The 21,085-nt window shown below is 54.2% G+C and carries 16 protein-coding genes; 9 read left to right on the top strand and 7 right to left on the bottom strand.

From position 1 onward, the window contains the following. Positions 1 to 61 precede the first annotated feature (61 nt). From ACR0JX_RS16610 to ACR0JX_RS16595, 4 genes are all read left to right on the top strand, one after another. A complete protein-coding gene (locus ACR0JX_RS16610; protein WP_480544901.1) occupies positions 62 to 1,126 on the top strand; it encodes a P-loop NTPase family protein in 1,065 nt (354 codons plus the stop codon). Next, positions 1,123 to 2,652, top strand: a complete 1,530-nt coding sequence (locus ACR0JX_RS16605) for an ABC transporter transmembrane domain-containing protein (RefSeq protein WP_480544900.1) — start codon at positions 1,123 to 1,125, stop codon at positions 2,650 to 2,652. Before ACR0JX_RS16610 ends, ACR0JX_RS16605 begins: the two co-directional genes overlap by 4 nt. A gap of 1 nt (position 2,653) precedes the next feature. Continuing rightward, positions 2,654 to 4,237: a sensor histidine kinase gene (locus ACR0JX_RS16600; protein ID WP_480544899.1), complete on the top strand. Its 1,584-nt coding sequence runs from the start codon at positions 2,654 to 2,656 to the stop codon at positions 4,235 to 4,237. Positions 4,238 to 4,337: 100 nt separating this feature from the next. Beyond that, the gene (locus ACR0JX_RS16595) at positions 4,338 to 5,009 is read left to right on the top strand and encodes a response regulator transcription factor (protein ID WP_480544898.1); all 672 of its coding nucleotides are present in this window, start codon (positions 4,338 to 4,340) and stop codon (positions 5,007 to 5,009) included. A 192-nt stretch (positions 5,010 to 5,201) separates the two neighbouring features. Here ACR0JX_RS16595 and ACR0JX_RS16590 read toward each other — a convergent pair whose 3' ends face one another. Next, the gene (locus ACR0JX_RS16590; protein ID WP_480545029.1) at positions 5,202 to 5,579 is read right to left on the bottom strand and encodes an alcohol dehydrogenase catalytic domain-containing protein; all 378 of its coding nucleotides are present in this window, start codon (positions 5,577 to 5,579) and stop codon (positions 5,202 to 5,204) included. A gap of 241 nt (positions 5,580 to 5,820) precedes the next feature. Here ACR0JX_RS16590 and ACR0JX_RS16585 point away from each other — a divergent pair, with 241 nt between their 5' ends. The 4 genes from ACR0JX_RS16585 to ACR0JX_RS16570 all read left to right on the top strand — a co-directional run bounded on the left by ACR0JX_RS16585 (position 5,821) and on the right by ACR0JX_RS16570 (position 11,206). Continuing rightward, positions 5,821 to 6,816, top strand: coding sequence for an HlyD family secretion protein (locus tag ACR0JX_RS16585; RefSeq protein WP_480544897.1), 996 nt, complete (start codon positions 5,821 to 5,823; stop codon positions 6,814 to 6,816). Next, positions 6,813 to 9,509, top strand: coding sequence for a ribosome-associated ATPase/putative transporter RbbA (gene rbbA, locus ACR0JX_RS16580; protein WP_480544896.1), 2,697 nt, complete (start codon positions 6,813 to 6,815; stop codon positions 9,507 to 9,509). Before ACR0JX_RS16585 ends, rbbA begins: the two co-directional genes overlap by 4 nt. Beyond that, positions 9,510 to 10,634 carry an ABC transporter permease gene (locus ACR0JX_RS16575; protein ID WP_480544895.1) on the top strand — a complete coding sequence of 375 codons (1,125 nt, stop codon included), beginning with the start codon at positions 9,510 to 9,512 and terminating at the stop codon, positions 10,632 to 10,634. It begins immediately after the preceding gene. Positions 10,635 to 10,777: 143 nt separating this feature from the next. Continuing rightward, entirely contained in the window at positions 10,778 to 11,206 is a 429-nt protein-coding gene (locus tag ACR0JX_RS16570) for a phasin family protein (RefSeq protein ID WP_480544894.1), read from the top strand. A 163-nt stretch (positions 11,207 to 11,369) separates the two neighbouring features. On the opposite strand, the gene ACR0JX_RS16565 is transcribed toward ACR0JX_RS16570, so the two are convergent. Together ACR0JX_RS16565 and ACR0JX_RS16560 are read right to left on the bottom strand one after the other, a co-directional pair. Continuing rightward, a complete protein-coding gene (locus tag ACR0JX_RS16565) occupies positions 11,370 to 13,163 on the bottom strand; it encodes a PHA/PHB synthase family protein (protein ID WP_480544893.1) in 1,794 nt (597 codons plus the stop codon). Between the two features lie 186 nt (positions 13,164 to 13,349). Then, on the bottom strand, positions 13,350 to 13,727 hold the full coding sequence (locus tag ACR0JX_RS16560) for a SnoaL-like domain-containing protein (protein WP_480544892.1): 378 nt from the start codon (positions 13,725 to 13,727) through the stop codon (positions 13,350 to 13,352). Between the two features lie 405 nt (positions 13,728 to 14,132). Here ACR0JX_RS16560 and ACR0JX_RS16555 point away from each other — a divergent pair, with 405 nt between their 5' ends. Next, entirely contained in the window at positions 14,133 to 16,880 is a 2,748-nt protein-coding gene (locus ACR0JX_RS16555; protein ID WP_480544891.1) for a cation-transporting P-type ATPase, read from the top strand. A 13-nt stretch (positions 16,881 to 16,893) separates the two neighbouring features. Here ACR0JX_RS16555 and ACR0JX_RS16550 read toward each other — a convergent pair whose 3' ends face one another. From ACR0JX_RS16550 to ACR0JX_RS16535, 4 genes are all read right to left on the bottom strand, one after another. Then, positions 16,894 to 17,418 carry a flavodoxin domain-containing protein gene (locus ACR0JX_RS16550; RefSeq protein WP_480544890.1) on the bottom strand — a complete coding sequence of 175 codons (525 nt, stop codon included), beginning with the start codon at positions 17,416 to 17,418 and terminating at the stop codon, positions 16,894 to 16,896. Between the two features lie 372 nt (positions 17,419 to 17,790). After that, a complete protein-coding gene (locus ACR0JX_RS16545) occupies positions 17,791 to 18,198 on the bottom strand; it encodes a universal stress protein (protein WP_480544889.1) in 408 nt (135 codons plus the stop codon). 200 nt (positions 18,199 to 18,398) lie between these two features. Continuing rightward, a complete protein-coding gene (locus ACR0JX_RS16540) occupies positions 18,399 to 18,806 on the bottom strand; it encodes a c-type cytochrome (RefSeq protein WP_480544888.1) in 408 nt (135 codons plus the stop codon). 337 nt (positions 18,807 to 19,143) lie between these two features. After that, positions 19,144 to 20,328 (bottom strand): ferredoxin reductase family protein, encoded by a 1,185-nt coding sequence (locus tag ACR0JX_RS16535; RefSeq protein ID WP_480544887.1) that lies wholly within the window; start codon positions 20,326 to 20,328, stop codon positions 19,144 to 19,146. Positions 20,329 to 21,085: the final 757 nt, after the last annotated feature.

Genomic DNA, 21,085 nt, shown 5'->3' with positions numbered 1-21,085 from the left:
AACCTTTCTCACACGGTGCTGACAAAGTGAAACCATGGACACGTCAGCCACGGAGCAAAGCATGAAACAGTTTCCCCCAATCCCCCTCAATGCCTGCGAAATCGCAAAATGGGCATTCACGACTCGCCGCGTTGATCGGTCGGATGTCCACGGCTTCAGCACACAGATGAACAGTGCTAAACCAGGTGATCTGATCCTTTGCGAGATCGTCGAGATCGGGCACCATAAGAAAATACAGTTGGCCGAGCGGCGGGTCTCAACCAGCTATCCGGGTGACTTTGTAGTTCTATGCCTGGGCGATCGATATGCGCCGGACCAGTTCCTTGCGAGTGCTGTTGTCGACGATGATCACATAGATCTGGTCGCAGGTGGCGGTGTTGTTGGTCGGGTGGATGCCGCACATACCCGCATGGAGGACCCCACGCGGTTGAAACCCCTAGGCCTTCTTACCAACGCCCAAAACCGGGTGATCAATATCGCGGACTACGCTCTGCCCCAATTGCCAGCGAATGACCAAGTAACTGTTATCGGCGTTTTTGGGGCATCGATGAATTCCGGCAAGACAACCGCTGCATCAAGCCTGGGCCATGGCTTGATGCGCTCGGGTTACTCAGCGTCGGGTGTCAAAGCCACAGGTACCGGGGCATTTGGTGATTTCAACAGTTTTGAGGACGCAGGCGCGCCCGCACTTGATTTTACGGATGTCGGAATGGCGACAACCTATCGGATGCCTCTGGACAAGATCGAAATTGGTTTCGACACTCTGGTTGCCACAGCTGCATCGCGAGGGTCTGAGGTGGTGGTCGTTGAAATCGCGGACGGTGTTTTCCAGCAGGAAACGCGCGCAATTCTGCGATCATCGCGCATCCGGGACCGTTTGGACGGCATACTGTTTGCAGCGCCAGACGCGCTTAGCGCATTAGGTGGCGTCACCGTGCTGAAACGGGTTGGCTTAAGTCCATTTGCGATTTCCGGGAAAGTAAGTTGCTCACCCCTAGCATCGGCCGAAGCGCTTGAAGCTACCGGGTGCCCGATCCTTTCGCGTGAAGACCTGTGGTCGCCTGCAATGATCGCCAAGCATGTTGCACCCCTGATGCGGCATGAACCAGAGAACGTGGCCGCATGACCCCCCTCCCCAGACTGGCCACTCGGGACCGCATCATTGATGCGGTCCTCGTGGTATCAAGCAGCGTCTTTCAGGCGATCGCGCTGGCCTATGCTGCTTTCGCAACGCGGGACGCGTTTGGGGCGATTCACGCGGGACATGTGCTTGCCATCGAGACCATATTGCAATTGGCCGTCTCTGGCGTGATCGGCGCCGCGTGTTTGTTTCTTTCTCGATATCGCGCGGAAGCGCTCGGCCAAAGCTATGCGATCTGCTTGCGGCGTGCGTTGTATCAGCAAATCGCGCAACTTCCCAAGTCGCGCCATGAGAAACGCCGGGTTGGTGCGCTATCTCTCAGGTTTGTTGGTGATTTGTCAGCAGCCCGGCTGTGGTTTGGGCGCGGTTTACCTTGCGTCTGCTCTGCAGCAGTTGTGATCCCGGGCGCTGCATTCATTCTTTATAGTCTTGATCCGGCGATTGCGGTCAGTGGTCTGGCAGCGCTTGTTTTCTCACTTCTGCTGGCAGCGGCGATGGCCTGGCATCTTGAGCATAGACACCGAAGGCTGCGCCGGCGCCGGGCCAACATCGCGATCTCCATGATCGAACGGATTGCGATTGCCCCCGAACTCGATCTGATGGGTCGGACTGACCGCGAATTGCAAAAGCTAGACAAGCAAGGTGCGTCACTGCGCAATGACGCGCTGGCGCGCCGCGGTCGAGTGGTCAGCCTTCAGGCGATTCTGCAATCGGGTGTGGCTTTCGCGAGTCTCTGCATGCTTTGGCAAGCCAGCCAAACAGACAATGCCCCTGCGATCGTTGCGGCCGGTCTTGCGGTGATGGCGCTGATCGCTCTGCCGTTGCAGAACCTCGCCAGCGCATGGGATTATTACTGCGCTTGGCGTGTCGCGCGCGAGAAAGCGCAACGGCTTCTTTCGGAACCGACGGTCAAGCGAGGTTTTGCAAAACAGACCAATGCCAAGGTCATTGAGGTTAATGGGAAGATTGACGAAACGCCTGTCACATTTGTTGCCAGATCGAACAAGATCTCAGAGTTGACGGGGCCAAGTGCCAACACGCTCGCGCGATGTATCGCTGGATTTGACACTTGTGAGGGCATCGAAGTGCGATATGGTGAGCAGCAAATTCTACCGAAGATCGCGTTTGTTGGAGACGCCCATATCGGGCTTCAGGGCAGTCTGCGCCGATCCGCAACCCTGATGTGCCAAAAGCGGCCCAGCAACAGCAGGATCGCGAAAGTGATACAGGAGCTTGGCCTTTCCGACTTGCTTATGACCCCCGAAGGTCTCGATCAGCGGATTTCGGAAAACGGCCACGGGTTGACCTCTGATCAGACTTTGCGGCTGGATCTTGCGCGCGCTATTCTGGGTAAGGCGGAAGTTGTTGTGATCGCCTCGATCAGATGGGCTGCCTGCCGACATCACAAGGATGAGCTGCTCGCAACTTTTCAAAGGCTTTCCTCGGCAACGATCATATTGGCCGATGCCTCCGCCCCTTCTAATATGCATGAGAACTCAAGGGTCATTTGATATGCGCTCCTCCACCCTGTTTGGAATATACGCTGCTGTTCTTGTCGGGTTTCTGGGCGGGCTTGCGGGGCTGACCCTCTACAGTCTGGAAAAAACCCGCTGGTGGGATGCTCGGATATTGCTGGCCCAAGAGTCTTATGGACTCCATCTCCGGCTCGAGGCAGACCTTTATCGCCTGTTCAAACAACATGGCGACGCGCTCCTGATCGGCGATCGGGATGACGGCGCTCGGGAAGCAGAGCTGCAAGTTAAAATCGCGAAAACTCTCGAAGACATTCGAAATGTCATCGCACGCGAAATCCAAATGGTTGGTGACGAGGAAATCGAAGAACTGGAACTGCTCGATCAGATTGAAGACGATATTGAATCCGTGAACGCAGCCATTGCCAGCCTCACAGCAGAAGGCAGCCCGGTTGAAACCTTTGTTCGCATCGAACGTCTGGCAGCCCTTCTGGACGGAGACATCGATGACGAACTTAACCGAAAAATCAAATCCGCGCTTGATGAAGAGATCGAAGAAGTCGAAGACGTTCTGACAGAGGCCACGGCTTTCCGGGAATGGAACAAACGATTGGTCTACATGATTGTGGCAGCTGCCATTGGAGTGCTTCTGGTGGCCCTCGTGTCATTCAATCGTCAGATCAGGAAGCCTTTGATCCGACTTGCCGAAGGTATCGGCCACCTGCGCAGGGCCGATTACTCTAAGCCTGTGAGGCTTGGTGGCAGTCGCGAGTTCAGGGAACTCGGTACCGTTCTGAATAGCATGGCCGAAGGTTTGGCCGCACGTGAAGCCAGCCGCGCGGAACAAAAAAGACAACTTGAACAAACCGTCGCGACAAGAACGTCCGAGCTCCAGCAACTCATCGACAAACTTGAGGCCGGGGAAGAAAACCGCAAACAGCTGATGGCCGACATAAGCCACGAATTGCGCACGCCATTGGCGATCATACTTGGAGAGGCCGATGTCACATTAAGGACAACTGACAAGCTGTCCGAAGAAGTCTCAGATTCCCTGGCCCGTATCCGGGATTCTGCCAAGCACACCAATCAGATCGTCGATGATATGTTGACGGTGGCACGGTTCGAGGCGGGTCAGCTGCGCCTTGATCGCCGGAAGACCGACTTGCGAAAGATATTGCACGATGCCATCGCCATGTTCCCTGAGCCAGTTCAGTTCGAAACACCTAATGACAAAGTTCTTGCATCCGTTGACGAAGTCCGCCTGCGCCAGTCCCTTCTGGCATTGCTGCAGAACGCACGGCGCTATGGCGGACCAACGATAGAAGCCAAGCTGGATGAAGGCCTCGCTTCTTGCACAATTACGATCGAAGACAACGGGCCCGGTTTAAGCGCCGCAGAAAAGTCCCAGGCATTCAACCGCTTCTATCGGGGGTCGAACGCCTCGGGCCAAGGGATCGAGGGCAGCGGTCTTGGTCTTCCCGTCGTCAAATCAATTGTCGAGGCCCATGGCGGAACCGTTGATCTTCAGGACCGTCCCGAGGGTGGCTTAAAAATCGTCTTAACACTTCCCAAAGGCCCCAGGATGAAAGTTGTACAAGCCGATACGTGGCGAGAGACGGGCTGATGTTCTTTTGTTTTTCTGAATTTCTGTCTTCAGAGCTGAGGAAGCCATAATCCCTTCGGCATTGAGATGGATTGATACGGCTAGTGAGTTGAGGCATGGCATGAATATACTACTTGTTGAAGACGAGATTCGCGTTGCCGACTTCATCCGTCGCGGTTTGTCCGCAGAAGGATGGACCGTCGATCACGCCTCAAGTGGCGAAGATGCGCTTGAGCACGCGACCACAGGCGAATACGATGTCATCCTTTTGGATCTGATGCTGCCGGGAATTCAAGGGCAGGATGTCTGCCGCAAGTTGCGCGCCCGTAAATCCAAAATCCCCATCCTTATGCTGACCGCATTGGACAGCCCCGAAGAACGGGTCGAAGGATTGAAAATCGGCGCTGACGACTATCTTTCGAAACCCTTTGATTTTGACGAGCTCATCGCTCGCGTTGAGGCGTTGCACCGGCGCGCCAATAGCTATGCCAGCGATCTCGGAGGCACCGTCATCAAATGCGGAACCCTGAGCTTTGACAGACGCTCCCTCCACGTGACCGTGGCTGGTGAGGAGGTTCAGTTATCTAAAAAAGAACGCGATCTTCTTCTGCTTTTTTTGACCAATACGGGTCGGGTTCTGTCCCGAGAGCGTATCCTCAATTCCGTATGGGGCATGAACGAAGATCCATTAACCAACGTCGTCGACGTTTACGTTGGCCGCCTACGGCGCAAAATTGGACTGGAGGGTCAGCGGATCGTCACCCTCAGAAATGTTGGGTATAGGATGAGTTGAATAGCACACCGAGAGCTTTGACTGTAAGTTTAGTTGGCCTCGACAAGATCCGCAGCCAGAAGTTGGTCACTTTTTTGTTCAGAACTGACATTCCCGGCAATCAGACGAGTTAAGGCATCGCCCTCCTGCGATTGGACTCATCGCCACCTCGCTAAAAAAAGGCGCAAAAAGTGGCGAGCCAGACTACTTTCGTTAGTGCTGCTCAAAACTCTCTTGTCTGCTCCAACGGCTGCTGTGAGTACTCTGTGCAGGCATCAGTGCCAGAGGCAGCGTTTCCTGTTCATTTTGGCAGTACCGACACTGTCCACACGTGGATCCAAGCCAAGGTACGCCGACTCGCTGTCCGGTCTCTAAACCGGTAACAGAACCACCTTTTTCCAGGATACGTCCGACAACTTCATGCCCTGGAACCAACGGAAGTTTAGGGGGTTTCAGGTCCCCATCCACCACGTGCAGATCAGTCCGACAGACACCACAGGCTTCAATCTTGATCAAAATTTCATGTTTGCCTGAAGGCGGGATATCAATGTCTTCAGGATGAAGTGAGCAACTATGACCCCTTAAAACCATTGCAAGTGTCATGATACTGTTCCTTGTAATGGACCGTTCGATCACATTCGAGAGTCCCCATGTTTAGAATTACTTAGAAATCAGGCTAATACAAATCCACATAAGCGCTGACGTGAAACCGCCTCTCGGACTAAGGTTATTGTAGCACGCGGCAATGAGAGCGTGGCTTGATCCAACGCAAGGCCCTCGGCCCGGTCGCCCAATAGACTCACCGTCGAACCCAATAACATCGCGCCGAATCATGAAGAAGTACTCATTCGTTTATCTGGCACTGGCTGCGCTCGTGATCGCAGGTGCGCTGCTGTATTCCATTGTCTCAAATAGCGGTGACCAATTGCCGGTTGGATTCGTTCAAGGAAATGGGCGGATTGAAGCAGAGCAGGTAGAGATTGCACCCACTATTGCTGGTCGTGTCGAGAATGTCCTCGTGGCTGAAGGCGCTATGGTTGCCATCGGTGATGTCCTGGCAGAGATGGATATAGATGAGCTATCCGCTGCGCTGGATCGGGCCAAGGCAGAGGTGGCCCTTGCGCTTCAAACGCGGGCAGAAGCAGAGGCGCTGGTTTTGCAACGGCAAAGTGAGCATCGCCGTGCCGCCCAAGAACTCGAACGCGCAAAAGCACTCCTAACGGGGCAAAACATCTCTGAAACCGTTTTTGAAGAACGCGAAACCATCCATCAAGTTGCCACCGCAGTTTTGGGTGCCGCCAAGGCACGCGTTGCAACCGCAGAAAGCCGGATCGCCGCTGCCGAGGCCGAAGTTCGCCGGATTGAGGCGCAGATTGAAGACAGTTCCTTGCTGGCACCAATGCCGGGGCGTGTACTTTATCGATTAGCAGAACCCGGCGAAGTCGTCGGTTCGGGCGAGCCGATCCTGACCCTTCTCAGTCTCGAGAATGTGTATATGGAAATATTTCTTCCAGCGCGCGAAGCCGGACTGTTGCCTATCGGCGCCGATGCTCGCATCGTGCTTGACGCTTTGCCCGAATACGCCACGCCCGCATATGTCAGCTTCGTCTCTCCTGAGGCACAGTTCACGCCCAAACAGGTCGAAACCCTTGATGAACGCGAGCAATTGGTCTTTCGCGTCCGCGTCCGTATCCCTCAGGACCTGGTTGAAAGCCGGATCGAACATGTAAAAACGGGCCTGCGTGGGATTGCCGTTGTCCGGATCGACCCTGCCAGCGCTTGGCCCGAGGTGCTTGAACAGCGCATCCCGCAAGAGCTGTTCGAATGAATGCTACAGTCGCCGCGTCAGAGTTCCGCATCGCCGGTGTGACGCACAGGTATCGCAAACACATCGCGCTGAATTCTGTATCCTTGGAACTACCGACCGGACAGCTTGTCGGCTTCATTGGACCGGACGGGGTAGGTAAGTCCACATTGCTTGGGTTGATCACTGGTGCAAAGAAACTGCAATCCGGGTCAATCAACGTTCTAGGCGGTGCAATAGATGAACCTGCTCATCGTCGACGTATATGTCCCGCGATCGCATTCATGCCGCAAGGTTTGGGTCGGAACCTCTATTCAGAACTGTCGGTACGCGAAAACTTGGAATTCTTCTCGGGCCTGTTCGGCCAGGGGCACAATGAACGTGATGTACGGATCGCCGCGTTGCTATCGGCGACGGGGCTTGCGCCTTTTGAGGATCGCTTGATGGGCAAACTCTCTGGCGGGATGAAACAGAAGCTGGGCCTATGCTGTGCATTGATTCATGACCCCAAGCTCCTGGTTCTGGACGAACCAACAACCGGGGTCGATCCGTTGTCACGTCAACAGTTCTGGGCATTGATTAGCGCGATCCGAGCGGAAAACCCTAAGCTCTCTGCCCTGGTTTCAACGGCCTATATGGAGGAGGCCGAAGGCTTTGACCGGATCATTGCCATGGACGCAGGTCGCGTCATCTTTCAGGGCAAACCCGCCGAATTGAAGCGCAACGATAAGGATTTCGAAACCGCATACCGACGCCTGCGGGCCGATGGGGCGTCTGGTTCAGAGCCAGACCAGACAACCGTTCGACAGATCGAAACGGATCCGGTGATCACTGCTCGCGGGCTGACACGGCGCTTTGGCGATTTCACCGCCGTGAACAACGTCGACTTTTCAATCAATCGCGGAGAGATTTTTGGATTTCTGGGATCAAACGGCTGCGGCAAATCCACGACGATGAAGATGCTGACAGGGTTGCTGCCGGCCAGCTCAGGTGAGGCATCGCTGTTCGGCAAACCCGTTGACGCCCGGGATCGAAAGGTGCGCCGCGAGATTGGGTATATGAGCCAGGCTTTCTCGCTGTACGGCGAATTGTCGGTACACCAGAATCTGCAGTTGCATGGTCGCATTTTTGCAATCCCGGACCGTGATGCGCGCATTTCGGAGTTGACGGAACGCTTCGGACTGGCCGCACATCGTGATACCTTGGCGACCTCTTTGCCCCTTGGGATCAAACAGCGCCTATCTCTGGCTGTTGCAATCATCCATCGCCCGCGTGTGCTGATTTTGGATGAGCCAACCTCCGGGGTGGACCCCGAGGCACGAGATACGTTTTGGGCATTGCTCGTTGAATTGTCGCGAAAAGACGCTGTAACGATCTTTGTCTCCACCCACTTCATGGCAGAGGCAGAACGATGTGACCGGGTTTCGTTCATGCACGCAGGCGAGGTCTTGGCCGACGGCGCACCAGCCGAACTGATCGCCGCCGAAGGTGCAGACAGCCTTGAGGAGGCCTTCATCTCAATTCTAGAGGCGGCGGAAAAACCAGCGCCAGTTGCAGCGCCGAAAGTTGATGTAGCGACCAGTTCCGAACATGTGGGCGGGAGTGTCGGGCGTGCACTGGTTTATACAAGACGCGAGGCCGTCGAAGTGGCGCGCGATCCTGTTCGCCTTGCCTTTGCGTTTCTTGGGTCTGCCATTTTGATGTTAGTTTTCTGCTTTGGCATTACGCTAGACATTGAAGAGCTGGATTTTGCAGTTCTGGACCTTTCTCAGGGTCCTGAAAGCCGGGCTTATGCGACTGAGTTAGCGGGGTCATCCTACTTCAAACCCACGCCCCCGTTGAACGGCGCTGTGGAAGGGCGCAATCGGCTAAAAGCCGGAGACGTTTCGCTGGTCATAGAGTTGCCGCCGGACTTTGGCCGTAAGCTGCGCACAGGAGAGCCGACACAGGTCCTCGCGACAGTCGATGGTGCCATTCCGTTCAAAGGCGAGACGGTTGAAGGATATGTCGCGGGGCTGCATCAGACCTTTCTGGATGAATACGCCCGTAACACCGGGCAACGTGACTTCGAGATTGCCCGGATAGAACCACGATTTCGCTACAATCAGAGTTTTGAGAGCATTGCAGCAATGGCCCCGGCCATGCCGGCGATTCTGCTTATCATGTTGCCAGCCGTCTTGACGGCGGTCAGCGTCGCGCGTGAGCGTGAACTGGGATCTGTGGTGAACTTCTATGTAACGCCGACGACTCGCCTCGAATTCCTGATCGGTAAGCAAATCCCCTACATTGTAATTGCGTTCGCTAACTTCCTGTTGCTGGCAGCGATGACCATTTTCGTCTTCGGTGTTCCGCTCAAAGGCGACCCAATTGCGCTGGCTGTTGGTGCGTTTTTATATGTCTGGGCTACGACGTCCTACGGATTGCTGATTGCTACAATGACATCCAGCCAGGTGGCGGCGACATTTGCGACGGCCATCGCTTCGGTTGTGCCGACCATCCAGTTCTCGGGCTTGTTGCAACCCGTTTCGACTTTGGAAGGGGGCGCGCAGTTCATCGGCTCGCTCTGGCCGTCTTCTTACTTTCTTCACTTGAACGTCGGTGCGTTCACCAAGGGCTTGGGTTGGGAAGCTCTTGCACCGGACATTTTGGCGCTTGCCTGTTTCGGGCCGGTGCTCACACTAATCGCCGCCCTTTGCCTCCGCGCGCAGGAGAAGTGAATGCAACGCCTCTATTGCATATTCTGGCTGGGGCTGAAGGAAATGATGAGCCTGCGCCGCGATTGGGTGATGATGGCCTTGCTGGTCTGGTCGTTCACGCTGGCTCCGATCATGGAGGCAACAGGCGTTGCAAGCTCGGTGAACAACGCCTCGATCGCATTTGCAGATGAGGATAACTCTCCCTTGTCGCGCACCCTTGCCACGGCGTTTTTCCCGCCGGAGTTTCAACCGGTCGTGCAAATTGAACCGGGGACTGGCCCAACGCATATGGATGCCGGGCGGTTTATCTTTATTGTCGCCATTCCGCCGGGGTTCGAAAAAGACCTGCGTGCCAGGCGCACGCCAGAGATTCAGGTTCTGATAGACGCCACGGCCATGGAGCAGGCAGGTATCGGCGCCAACTACATCACCAATATTCTGAGCGCCGAGATCCATCGCTTTGCAATCGGGGTCGATCTTGTGGATCCCCCCTTAGTCAATGTCATTCTGAGAAGCGCCTTCAACCAAAACAGAGATACAGTGCGTTTTGCAGGCATCGTTGCGCTGATCGGTCAGATCATGTGGCTCACGACCATCCTGACGGGTGCCGCCATGATCCGGGAGAGAGAGCACGGAACAATTGAGCATCTGCTGGCCATGCCCCTAACCCCGCTCGACATTGCGATGGCCAAGATCTGGGCCAATGCCGCCGTTGTCCTGATCGCTGCCGGGTTATCGTTGACTTTCGTCATGCAGGGCTCGCTGGACATTCGAATTGCCGGGTCAAAAACACTGTTTCTTTGTGGAACGGCGCTGTTTCTGTTTACAGCCACAGCGCTTGGGGTCTTTCTGGCTACGATCGCGCGCTCGATGGCGCAGTTTGCGCTTCTGGTCATGCTGATTGTCCTGCCAATGCTTATGCTATCCGGAGGGGAAACACCTGTCGAAGGGCAACCAGCTTGGCTGCAAGCCGGAACGTTGTTTCTGCCGTCGCGCCACTATATGTCAGCCAGCCAAGCAATCGTTTTCAAAGGTGCTGGCGTTGAAACGGTCTGGCCGGAATTCGTTTGGATGACTGTTTTGGGTTTGGCACTGTTAATGACAAGCCTGTTTATGTTCCGAAGGTCGGTCGCTCAGATGAGCTGATGTGAACCATTCGCGTACGCCGTCTTCAGGTATATTGGGAACGACAGTGGGCAAATACCGCGCGAATTTGATCTCGGTTAATGTGAATGCGCCTGAGGGCATGGTAAAATTGGTTCACCGTCTTCTTTCTAGAGAGTGTTCAAATGCCCACAAAATCAGTCAAACCCGAGACACAGGAGGCCCTGACCGACGTGCTGAAGTCCATGCGGGGCATGATGTCTATGAACCCCGCGGTCGCGCCACAGATCGAACAGTTTTGGAAAGCGCAGGACCATCTGCTGAGCGAGGCGGAGGAATATTCCCGTCTTTGGTTCAAACGCCGCCACGACGCTGCACGTACTGCGCTGCAAACAGCCCGGGAAACCACGAGTGGCAAAAACCCAGATCCGGCCAAAACGATGCGGGCGGTCACCGAATGGCAACGGCATTCCATGGAACGAATGGTGGAAGATGCACGTGAGTGGTTCGAAATGGTGTCGCGTTGTGCAAAATACGTGAGCGAGACAGAAGCAGACGCCATCGGCGAAAGCGTGGAAGCTGCCTACAAGGCCGCGGGCAAATCCAAAAGCTAAAACCGACTAAACCCGTTTGACGAAGCCCGTCTTTTGCAAGCTGGTGCTATGTGGCCTTGCACGTGTCGCTGGCCAAGCTGAGTGACCATTATTGCGATAGCACTCTCGCAGTATTGCGTGTTTATCCAAACGTGATTGAACGTGCAAAGCAGGGACCTAGCACTCAGGTCTGATAAATGTAAGTGCCCGGCGCCTTGGGCAGCTTGTCGACCGCCTTTCGTTTCCCACCCATCAGCGGGGGCGCAACTTTACCAGACGAACGTTTTTTTATCCAATCCGCCATCGCGGGCCACCAGGACCCTTGTCTTATTTCCGTCGCCTCCAGCCAATCATCTGGTGAGGTATAAAGCGCGTCCGCCGGTCTGTGGCCCTGACGATAGTGGCGGTTCTTGTGCCCCGGCTCGCTCAGGATACCGCCATTGTGACCGCCATTGGTCAACACGAAGGTGAGGTCGCCGTCGGTAAACAATCGTATCTTGTAAACTGAGCGCCACGGAGCGATATGGTCCGACTCTGTTCCGACCACAAACATGGGAACACGTATATCTTTGAGCGCGACAACCCGTCCTTCGACAGCAAACCGTCCGGCGCTCAGCCGGTTTTCCAAAAACAGTCCGCGCAGATACTCGGAATGCATCCGCGCAGGCATCCGGGTTGTGTCATTGTTCCAGACAGTCAGGTCTGTTGGAAGATCGTCTTCACCCAAAAAATAGCGCCTTACTGCCCGCGCATAGATCAGGTCTTCGGCGCGGATTGTTGTAAAAGTCCGAGACATCTGAGGGCGGTCCAAACAGCCCTGCAACCACATCAGATCTTCAACAAAAGCGACTTGGCTGTCGTCGATAAACAGCAATAATTCACCGGCCTCGGCAAAATCAACCTGCGCTGCCATAAGTGTGACGCTGGCAAGCCGGTCATCGCCATCACGTTGCATCACCGCAGCTGCGATCGCCAAAAGTGTGCCGCCGAGACAATATCCATTGATATGTATTTTTTGACCCGGGACGATGCTTTCTATGGCGTTGATCGCGGCCATCACTCCGTTGAGACGATAATCCTCCAGACTAAGGTCAGCTTGATCGGCCATCGGATTGACCCAGGACATCATAAACACGGTAAAGCCTTGCTCGACGAGATAACGCACCATGGAGTTTTCCGGAGAAAGGTCGAGCACATAGAACTTCATGATCCAGGCAGGCACAAAAAGGATTGGCTCGGCCTGCACGTTCTTGGTGCGCGGTGCGTATTGAATCAGTTCGAACAGCTTATTGCCAAAAACGACCCTGCCGGGAGTTGCGGCAAGGTCTTTGCCAACCTCATAACCCTGAGGGGCAGGTTCGTGTTGTTGCGTTATGGTATGGGCAACATCTTCAAGGAAATGAGTACTGCCCTCTATCAAATTGCGACCACCGGTCTGGATGGTAAGATTGATGATTTCCGGGTTTGACCACGGGAAATTAGATGGGGAGATAAGATCAAGGGCCTGGCGGATCTGAAACTGAGCTCGTTCCGCGTCGCGCGGCGCGATGCCCGGCATTTCGTCCGTTGCTGCCTGCCACCAATCCTGTGCACTCAGAAAAGCTTGCTGCCATAGCGAAAATGGCACCTTCTGCCAGCCGGGTGCACTGAAGCGGTGGTCTTGCTTGCGTGGCTGAAACGGCGGAGCAGCTTTTGCTCCGATCGCCATCTCGCAGGCATAAACCCAGAGTTTTGCGATATCGCGCGCGGCGCGCTCTGTCAGTTCAAGCTGGCGCCCGGGGGAACGACCCAGATGCAGGGCCCAATCCATCCAAGTGGCCATAATCGAATGCGGCGATACACCGGCGGTGGCACGGGCAAGCGCCGCACGCGTAGCGCGGTCAAGTTTCTCATAGGGGTGTCGGGGGGTATTCTGCCCAGTGTCTGCCGCAGGAATCTTGCCTTTAGCAGACAGCTTGTTAGGAGATACTTCTGTCATCTGGGTTCTCCAATCTGGGCAAAATGCGATGAAGCTGCGATCCTAAACCTTCGCGGCCACCAGACTCGGAGCGACCAGGCAACCGCCCATCTTCATTGGACGTATTTGTTGCCGCCGCACGGAGGCGGCGCCCCCTCTTGCAGTAGCGGCAAGCGTCCAGCAAACCGCATTACTATGCATCTTTCTCTATTTCGGCAGCATAAAGAACTCTTCCAGCACAATCTTGCCTTCCTCAACGGAATAAATGGCAATCTCGCTAAGAGTCATGCTTTGTCCCGTGTCTTTCTGCACGACCTCGGCGTGGAAACGCACCCCAAAGCGATTGGGAGGGTGAACATAGGGGCCGTCTGCAGTAAGATTCTGTATTTCATGCGTTTTCAGCCAGTCTTCTCGCTTCGCTTTGATGGCATCGCGACCCTTTGAAATCCGAAACTGCCGTACCGGAGGCACAACCGCCTCTACGGATTGAGCGTTTTCAGCGTACATCGCGTCAACGCTTGTTAAGCCTTTGCGATCACGCATCGACTGAACAAATGCCCGGCCTATTTCAACTAGCGCTTCCATGAGAGATCTCCTGCTGTGTTGATGACTGTACCTCTGTGCGCTGTGTTCAACCTTGACGAAGATCAAAATGGAACAACCCTGAGCATCGGATTGTACGGCCTGCGCCCCCTCCATTCACGCGATGGAATCGAAGGATGCCTTTGGAGCCGGAACGTCAACGCATTGCGACACAACGCACGCAATCCGAATTGCACAATGGAAGCTGAAAAAACGTGCGCACATTAAACCCGTATCTTTGATTTGAACCAAATCAAATACGGCCAAGGCAGGACCACGTACAAAGGAATCGCTCAACTATGAGAGTCTGTCGTTGCGGTGCGACTAGGCCATCGCTGCGAGGGCGCATCAACCCCAAGTTCACTGCAGCAACGACATCGCGCAGACGTGTCTTAAAAGGAGTCTGAAATGCCAGAACGCCTTAAAGTTCTGCCTGGAACATCTGGGGCCCTGCCGCACACGCAAGAAAGTGTTGATGTGCTGAAGAACCTGCAAACAATGTCCACCGGGCTTACATCAGAACAAGCTAAACTCCGTCTTGAGGAATTCGGACGCAACGAGCCGCCGCCGTCAAACAGACAAAATGTGATCCTACGGTTCCTGGCACACTTCCACAACGTTCTGATCTACGTGCTTGTCGGCTCAGCAGCTATAACCTTTTTGCTGGGGCATTTGGTGGACACTGTCGTCATTCTTGCCGTTGTTCTGGCCAATGCCTGCATCGGGTTCGTGCAAGAGGGTCGGGCTGAAAAGGCAATGGATGCGATCCATCAGATGCTCGCCCCAAAGGCTGCAGTTTTACGTGATGGGCGACGGATCGCTATCGATGGTGCCGAAGTTGTTCCCGGCGACATCGTTCTGCTCGAAGCTGGTGACAAGCCCCCTGCCGATATTCGCCTGATCGAAGCGCATGGCATGAAGGCACAAGAGGCTATTCTGACAGGCGAGTCCGTTGCCGTTGACAAAAAAGACATAGCAACTGACGCGGACGCAACGCTTGGCGACCAGCGCGGCATGGTGTTTGGCGGCACGTTGATCACGGCCGGTCAGGGACGCGGCGTTGTGACAGCAACAGGCACGCGGACCGAGATCGGGCGCATTAGCCGGATGATCTCTGAGGTCGAGACACTCTCGACGCCGCTGGTACGCCAAATGGATACCTTTGCGCGCTGGCTTACACTTTTCATACTCGCCGTGGCCGCGATCCTTCTGGCTTTCGGTTACTTCGTGGCTGAATACAGTTTCATTGAATTGTTCATGGCTGTTATTGGTCTTTCGGTTGCCGCAATTCCCGAGGGGCTTCCTGCGGTCCTGACCATCACTCTGGCGATCGGTGTGCAGTCTATGGCACGCCGCAATGCTATTGTGCGACGCCTTCCGGCAATCGAAACGATTGGCTCAGTCTCGGTAATCTGTACAGACAAGACCGGCACCCTGACCCGCAACGAAATGTTGGTGACCAATGTTGCTGTAGGAGGTCATTTCTTCGACATTAAGGGCGACGGCTATGATCCCGCCGGTGCTATTGTCGACGATGGTTCGGAACCGATACAGACTCTGCCGCCGACCCTGCGGGATTTGGCAACCGTCGCGCTCTGCTGTAACGACGCGACGCTTGAACAACGGTCTGGTGTTTGGGATGTAAACGGTGACCCGATGGAGGGTGCGCTTCTATCCTTCGCCGCAAAGGTCCTGGGCCCTTTGGGCGCGGCGCGGGCATCTTGGAACCGCCGCGATGTTCTACCCTTCGATGCGCAACGGCGTTTTATGGCGACGCTGGATCAGAGTGAGGCCGGAGCACGTAAGGTTTTTGTCAAAGGCGCGCCCGAGACGCTGCTGTCTCTTTGCGAAACGCAGCTGGACGCCGATGGCAGCGCGCAGCCAATTGACCACGAAAAATGGTCCGCGATCGAAGATCGCTTTGCTTCGGCAGGGTGCCGGGTATTGGCGTTCGCCTTCCGTCCTGCACACGAAGGTGAGACATGTCTAACGTCGCAGGACTTTTCGGATGATCTGGTCTTCCTTGGGCTTGTTGGCCTGATCGATCCGCCACGCAAAGAAGCGAAACAGGCGATTGCCGCCTGTCAGGACGCAGGTATTGCGGTCAAAATGATAACCGGTGATCACGCCGGGACAGCCGCAGCAATCGGCAAGGACATTGGTCTGGTGCACGCCGGCAACATTCTGAGCGGTGCACAGATCGACAAATTGGACGATACCGCACTATCAGTCGCGGCTCTGCAGACGGATATCTTCGCTCGCACGAACCCGGAACATAAGCTGCGCCTAGTCCATGCGCTGCAGGCGCAAGGCCTGACGGTTGCCATGACAGGCGATGGCGTCAACGACGCACCGGCGCTGAAACGCGCCGATGTTGGCATTGCCATGGGCAGAAAAGGATCCGAAGCCGCAAAGGAAGCCGCCGACGTCGTTCTCGCTGATGATAACTTTGCAACGATCGCTGCAGCGGTACGCGAAGGTCGAACGGTGTTTGACAACATAAAAAAGGTAATCAGTTGGCTGCTGCCTACGAGCGGAGGTGAAGCACTGGTTGTCATCGTCGCACTTTTGCTGGGACTTACACTACCCGTTTCGCCAATACAGATACTGTGGATCAATCTCATAACTGCCGTAACACTTGGCATTGCACTCGCTTTTGAGCCGACCGAAGAAAGCACAATGCTTCGATCGCCCCGGCCACGAGATGCACCGATCCTGGGCGGCAAGTTGGTCTGGCATATCATGCTTGTCTCCGGTCTGTTTTTGGCCGGGGTCTTTAGCATTTTCACCTATGCCTTAAAGCAGGGTTATTCGCTGGAGCTAGCGCAAACGCTGGCGTTAAACACATTGGTGGTAATGGAAATTTTCCACCTTTTCTTTGTACGCAACATCTATGGAACATCTTTGACTTGGAAGGCAATCCGAGGCACGCCCATCGTTTGGGCCTGTGTGGTAACCGTCTCTGCAGCTCAACTCGCTGCAACATACGTGTCGGGTTTTCAGAATGTACTGGGGACCGCTGCTGTCAGTCTTAAGGATGGCCTCCTCATTATTGGCTTGGGTATTGCGCTGTTTGTACTGCTTGAGTTGGAGAAACAACTCGCCCTCACCTTGGGGGCGCGGCATCAGAAGATGTGCAATAATCGGGCTCGCTAGTGCGCAGACAGATTTACTCTTTCAAGAATGCCGTCACAGATGCTTCCAATGCGGCCCAATCCGTAAACTCCTGTGTGCCATCTCGCGGATCAACATTCCGGTCCTTCAAAACGACATGACGGATGATTTCTTTTTCAAAGTAGTCATAGCTATCGGGACGCACCGCGCCGGCGACCAGGGCGGTCACGTCTGGTTTAAAGAATGTTCTCAGCAGCATTTCAGCGAGATAGTCCTGAGCCCCCTCCAGACCCTCAGGAGAGGCAGCCTTAAGGCTCACCGAGAGCATAAGCGACTTTCGGGCTCCAAGAGCTTCCCGTTGTACTTCTATGAATGTCTCGAATGGCTTGGGATGCCGTCGCTCGTGGACTGAGGCCACAAGAACGACCTTATCCACGCCTTCAAAGGATACATCACCCATCATTTTGCCGGTATCAAGCAGCTTCGTTTCAAGACCGACTTCCTTGGCAATTCCTTCGACGAAATGCGCAATCTTGGCACTTTGGCCTTCTACGGTACCGTAAGCAACAAGCACGGTCATACCGACCTCCCCAAACGGTCTGAAACGCATGCATGATATCAGTACTACTTTCTAATAGCGTTGATCTTGATCAATGGGCCCTAGTTGATGGCGTTCGAATTTATCGACGTTCTAAGAACAATTTGCGGTGAAAAGCTCTGTTTCGTCCCCAAGACAGGAACGGCTTGCCAACTCAATGAGTTTCAAAATCAGTTTGGATCATCCGGAAGTGGATGCAGCAGCACATTCAAGTTTGCAGTCAAAAGCGTTGTTTTGAGTAACTCTTGGGAAAAGAAGCCGGTCAATCAGAGGTCTGTTGGCCGTCTGGCAAGAGTATCAAATTGTTGTCTGTGTCTTCAGAACCTACAACTAGTGAGGTCAAACAAGACACACTCAACGGGTTACGTGAACCGCACACTTTGCATGATGAACAACCCTATTCGCAGTCGAACCAAGAAAGATGTTCTCAAAGCCAGGTTTATGCGAGGCTATGGCAATGCAGTCTATGCCATTGTCGCTCGCGAAGTCGACGATTGCTCTGCCCGGATGACCTAAAATCAGCTGGGCTGTTGCTCCCGGCAGTTCCAGTGTTTTCTGATGCAACTTCTCCTGAAGCTCGCGGTGGGTTTTCTGCAGCACCTCCTCTGGAACCTGAGAGGCGACGTATGCAGGAATTGGGTCCTGCACATGAAGTATCGTAAATTCAGCATCTGCATCGGCCAAGAGTCGTGCGGCTTCAAAGGCGGACTGAGTGTCGTGGTCGCTATCCAGCGCCACAGGGACCAGGATACTTTTATACATTTGAATTCCTCTCCACTAACAGCGATGACTGCTCATCGACCTCTTGGTTGTTAACCTCTCAGATTGGCTCTAAGTGCGTGAACATACCGACCTTCAATGCAACTACTGCATTATCACCAATCTATTTTTTAACGCATAGCTCTCCCCGTCGGTAGCCTATGCAAGGAGGCGGAAAGTGGTCCCGCTCCACTTATGACGAGTTACTCCACCTGTATCGTCTCGAGAAAAGACAGCAAATTCGCCAGTCGCACACCGACAATCATCTGCTGGTCATCCGAAAGAGAAAGCGCAATATGTTGATCGGAGTCGAATACCGGTCCGAAAATAGGCATTTCTCCTCCATGAGCGAGCAGGGGCGACCGTCCATCAATCATGCGGGCGATCAACTCTGTTGGGAATACACCGTCGTTTTGCGCCGACAATTTGGTGAGATCGGGTGTTCTGATTGCTAGCATTTCTGCCATCGGTCCGTTCCCAGTCGCTTCAAACCCGTGGCATTGCCAGCAATAGGTTCGATACAGGTCGTTTCCGCTCTGAACGCTGACTTCTTGTGCCTGAACGGCACCAGAAGCAATGAGACCCAATACAATCCCTCGTAAGATCAGCAAATCCTCCTCTTTTTCACATGACTTACTCAACAGCAGTTTAAGCGATATCGCCCAAACGTTGCTTTGATTTCGCTCAAAGTGGACACGTCACCTACGATTTTTTGGAGCTGATTTAGCTATGCGACTAGCTTTGTCCAACGACGTTGAATGTCTCGGCGCAATACGCGAAACGGACAGGTTGCGCTGCGATCCAAATGGCCTGAGCAAAACCCAATCTGATGAACTACAAGCTCTCGCCTATCGCATCCCAAAACACAGTACCGCAACGCATATTGCTGCAACCACGATCCAGATTGCTAGGGAGACCCGACGACGCAATGGCATTCGGTTGAGTGGATCAATCATAGTCAAACTTTTCCGAAAGAATGCGGTCCGAGGCGGTGCCGCGCGCAATCAGATGATCTTCGACAACGTCCATCATGATCGCCGGTCCGCAGAGCACAAAAAGCCATTGCGAGTACTGATCAGGAGTCAATACACGATCAAGCAATGGACCATCTATCACGCCGGTTTCGCCGTCCCAGTCTTCAGGCGGCTCTGAGAGCGTGAACACCACGTTCTCCCCAGCCAACTCGTCACGATTCACGATCTGGTCTACCTTTTGGTTGCCGTAGATCAATTGGGCATCTCTTGAGCCGACGGCCAGTCGGTTTTGACGCAAGATACTGAGCATCGGAGCTATTCCGACGCCTCCCGCGATCAGCACGACTCCGGGCTCCTGTCGCCCATCGATAGTGAGACTACCATGCGGACCATCCAGATAGCAGAGTGTACCCGGTTCTATTTGCTCCAGTGAACCCGTAAAGTCTCCGAGCTCTTTGATTATGAAAGAAATATCTTGCCCTCCGGACGGAGCGGAGCTTATCGAGAAAGGGTTTTCTTGCAGTGAAAAGACACTGTTACCCACATTCAGCCAGACAAACTGGCCCGCCTTGAAGATCAGCCCATCGTGGCCAACAGGACTGATCACAAGTTCCCACTGTTTAGGGGTCAGTCTGCGTACCGCCTCCACTTTCCATGGCCGGCGGCGCTGTCTTAGCGGTTCGACCAGATAAACAAATAGAAGTGAACCCACGGCAATCGCTGTCATAACAACCCACATACCAATTATCAGCGGATGTGACGTGTAGCGTCCCGCGGCGATGGTGTGATGTAGTAGCAATCCTGCTAGCAACAAAGCACCGATCCCGTGAGCGAGGCGCCAAGCTTCATATTTGCATCCTTGGCTCGTTCGGCTGACAGCGGACAACACCAAAGCGGGTAACAAAAGATACGCGAAGATCCCTGTTGCGAGGGCCGTCAGGTCTGTTGTGAGTGTCAGTTGCCGTGTTTCGTCCCAGGGGCGCGGGCCCCCAGAAACTGAGCCTTGGTAGAACAGCGGATGTACAATGGCAAAGGCCAGAGCGACGCGCGCCATAACCTGGTGAACCCTCATTGTAACGTCCATACCAATACCGGACGAAATGCGTCTGAAACGACCCGATAGGATGAATTCGACAAGTATTATTGAAAAGGCCAGCATACCCAGTCCGGAGGCAATTTCCTGGTGCCACCGCCGGGAGGGCCAACTAAGCGCGTAAGAAAGCCCAAGCGGCAACAGGAGCACGGCCAAATAGGCAGAAATTAGGACCAGGACCCTCATCGAAGCTGAGTTCTTAGAACAGCGGAGCCTATTGAAACGAAATCACTTCGCCACAATGCCGCTCTGACAAACTGGGCATTCATGCACTTACAATCCGCAATACAAGACAAAGAAAAACCCTTGCAAAGCCCCCCGATACCCGGAGTAGATAACACATAAACTTCACATAAATTTCGCAACGACTTGACGTGCAGAATGGAACGCGAGTTATTCTTGGGCCTCCATTCTTCAGCCAATCTATGCATTTCTGTCCATTACGATTGAATTCTTCCACATCGCATGCTTGGGAAAGCCGAACCTACTAACCGAGCCGAGTATTTTTTTGAGTTAGGCGCGATAGACCAGTCACAATTGAGTACGCTTTGTTAAGAGACTCAATTGCCTCAACAGATAGCCTTACAGTTGCTGCGAAGCACCAGTTACTCTTCCTTAGTTCGCGGAAGGTGGAATGTAGCAATCTGTGGCATCCAACGTCTTAACTGGGTCTTCCGGACCACATTGCTCCCCGGTTATCGGATATGTGTCGCTGCTTCTTTCGCAAGCACCAAGCGGAATGGGACACGTCAAAACGAACAGGGCGGCAACAGTTTTTAGCATAACAGACCTCCATTATTGCTCTCTCAAGTAAACCCAGAAC

It is taken from the genome of Ruegeria sp. AH7, assembly GCF_056541325.1.
The sequence above is the reverse complement of the archived record's forward strand: the minus strand, read 5'-3'. Positions and strand labels throughout refer to the sequence as shown.

What these genes read in the sequence shown, in the direction of transcription:
- ACR0JX_RS16610 (WP_480544901.1), top strand. Translation starts at nt 62, where the DNA reads ATGAAACAGTTTCCCCCAATCCCCCTCAATGCCTGCGAAATCGCAAAA.
- ACR0JX_RS16605 (WP_480544900.1), top strand. Translation starts at nt 1,123, where the DNA reads ATGACCCCCCTCCCCAGACTGGCCACTCGGGACCGCATCATTGATGCG.
- ACR0JX_RS16600 (WP_480544899.1), top strand. Translation starts at nt 2,654, where the DNA reads ATGCGCTCCTCCACCCTGTTTGGAATATACGCTGCTGTTCTTGTCGGG.
- ACR0JX_RS16595 (WP_480544898.1), top strand. Translation starts at nt 4,338, where the DNA reads ATGAATATACTACTTGTTGAAGACGAGATTCGCGTTGCCGACTTCATC.
- ACR0JX_RS16590 (WP_480545029.1), bottom strand. Translation starts at nt 5,579, where the DNA reads ATGGTTTTAAGGGGTCATAGTTGCTCACTTCATCCTGAAGACATTGAT.
- ACR0JX_RS16585 (WP_480544897.1), top strand. Translation starts at nt 5,821, where the DNA reads ATGAAGAAGTACTCATTCGTTTATCTGGCACTGGCTGCGCTCGTGATC.
- rbbA (WP_480544896.1), top strand. Translation starts at nt 6,813, where the DNA reads ATGAATGCTACAGTCGCCGCGTCAGAGTTCCGCATCGCCGGTGTGACG.
- ACR0JX_RS16575 (WP_480544895.1), top strand. Translation starts at nt 9,510, where the DNA reads ATGCAACGCCTCTATTGCATATTCTGGCTGGGGCTGAAGGAAATGATG.
- ACR0JX_RS16570 (WP_480544894.1), top strand. Translation starts at nt 10,778, where the DNA reads ATGCCCACAAAATCAGTCAAACCCGAGACACAGGAGGCCCTGACCGAC.
- ACR0JX_RS16565 (WP_480544893.1), bottom strand. Translation starts at nt 13,163, where the DNA reads ATGACAGAAGTATCTCCTAACAAGCTGTCTGCTAAAGGCAAGATTCCT.
- ACR0JX_RS16560 (WP_480544892.1), bottom strand. Translation starts at nt 13,727, where the DNA reads ATGGAAGCGCTAGTTGAAATAGGCCGGGCATTTGTTCAGTCGATGCGT.
- ACR0JX_RS16555 (WP_480544891.1), top strand. Translation starts at nt 14,133, where the DNA reads ATGCCAGAACGCCTTAAAGTTCTGCCTGGAACATCTGGGGCCCTGCCG.
- ACR0JX_RS16550 (WP_480544890.1), bottom strand. Translation starts at nt 17,418, where the DNA reads ATGACCGTGCTTGTTGCTTACGGTACCGTAGAAGGCCAAAGTGCCAAG.
- ACR0JX_RS16545 (WP_480544889.1), bottom strand. Translation starts at nt 18,198, where the DNA reads ATGTATAAAAGTATCCTGGTCCCTGTGGCGCTGGATAGCGACCACGAC.
- ACR0JX_RS16535 (WP_480544887.1), bottom strand. Translation starts at nt 20,328, where the DNA reads ATGCTGGCCTTTTCAATAATACTTGTCGAATTCATCCTATCGGGTCGT.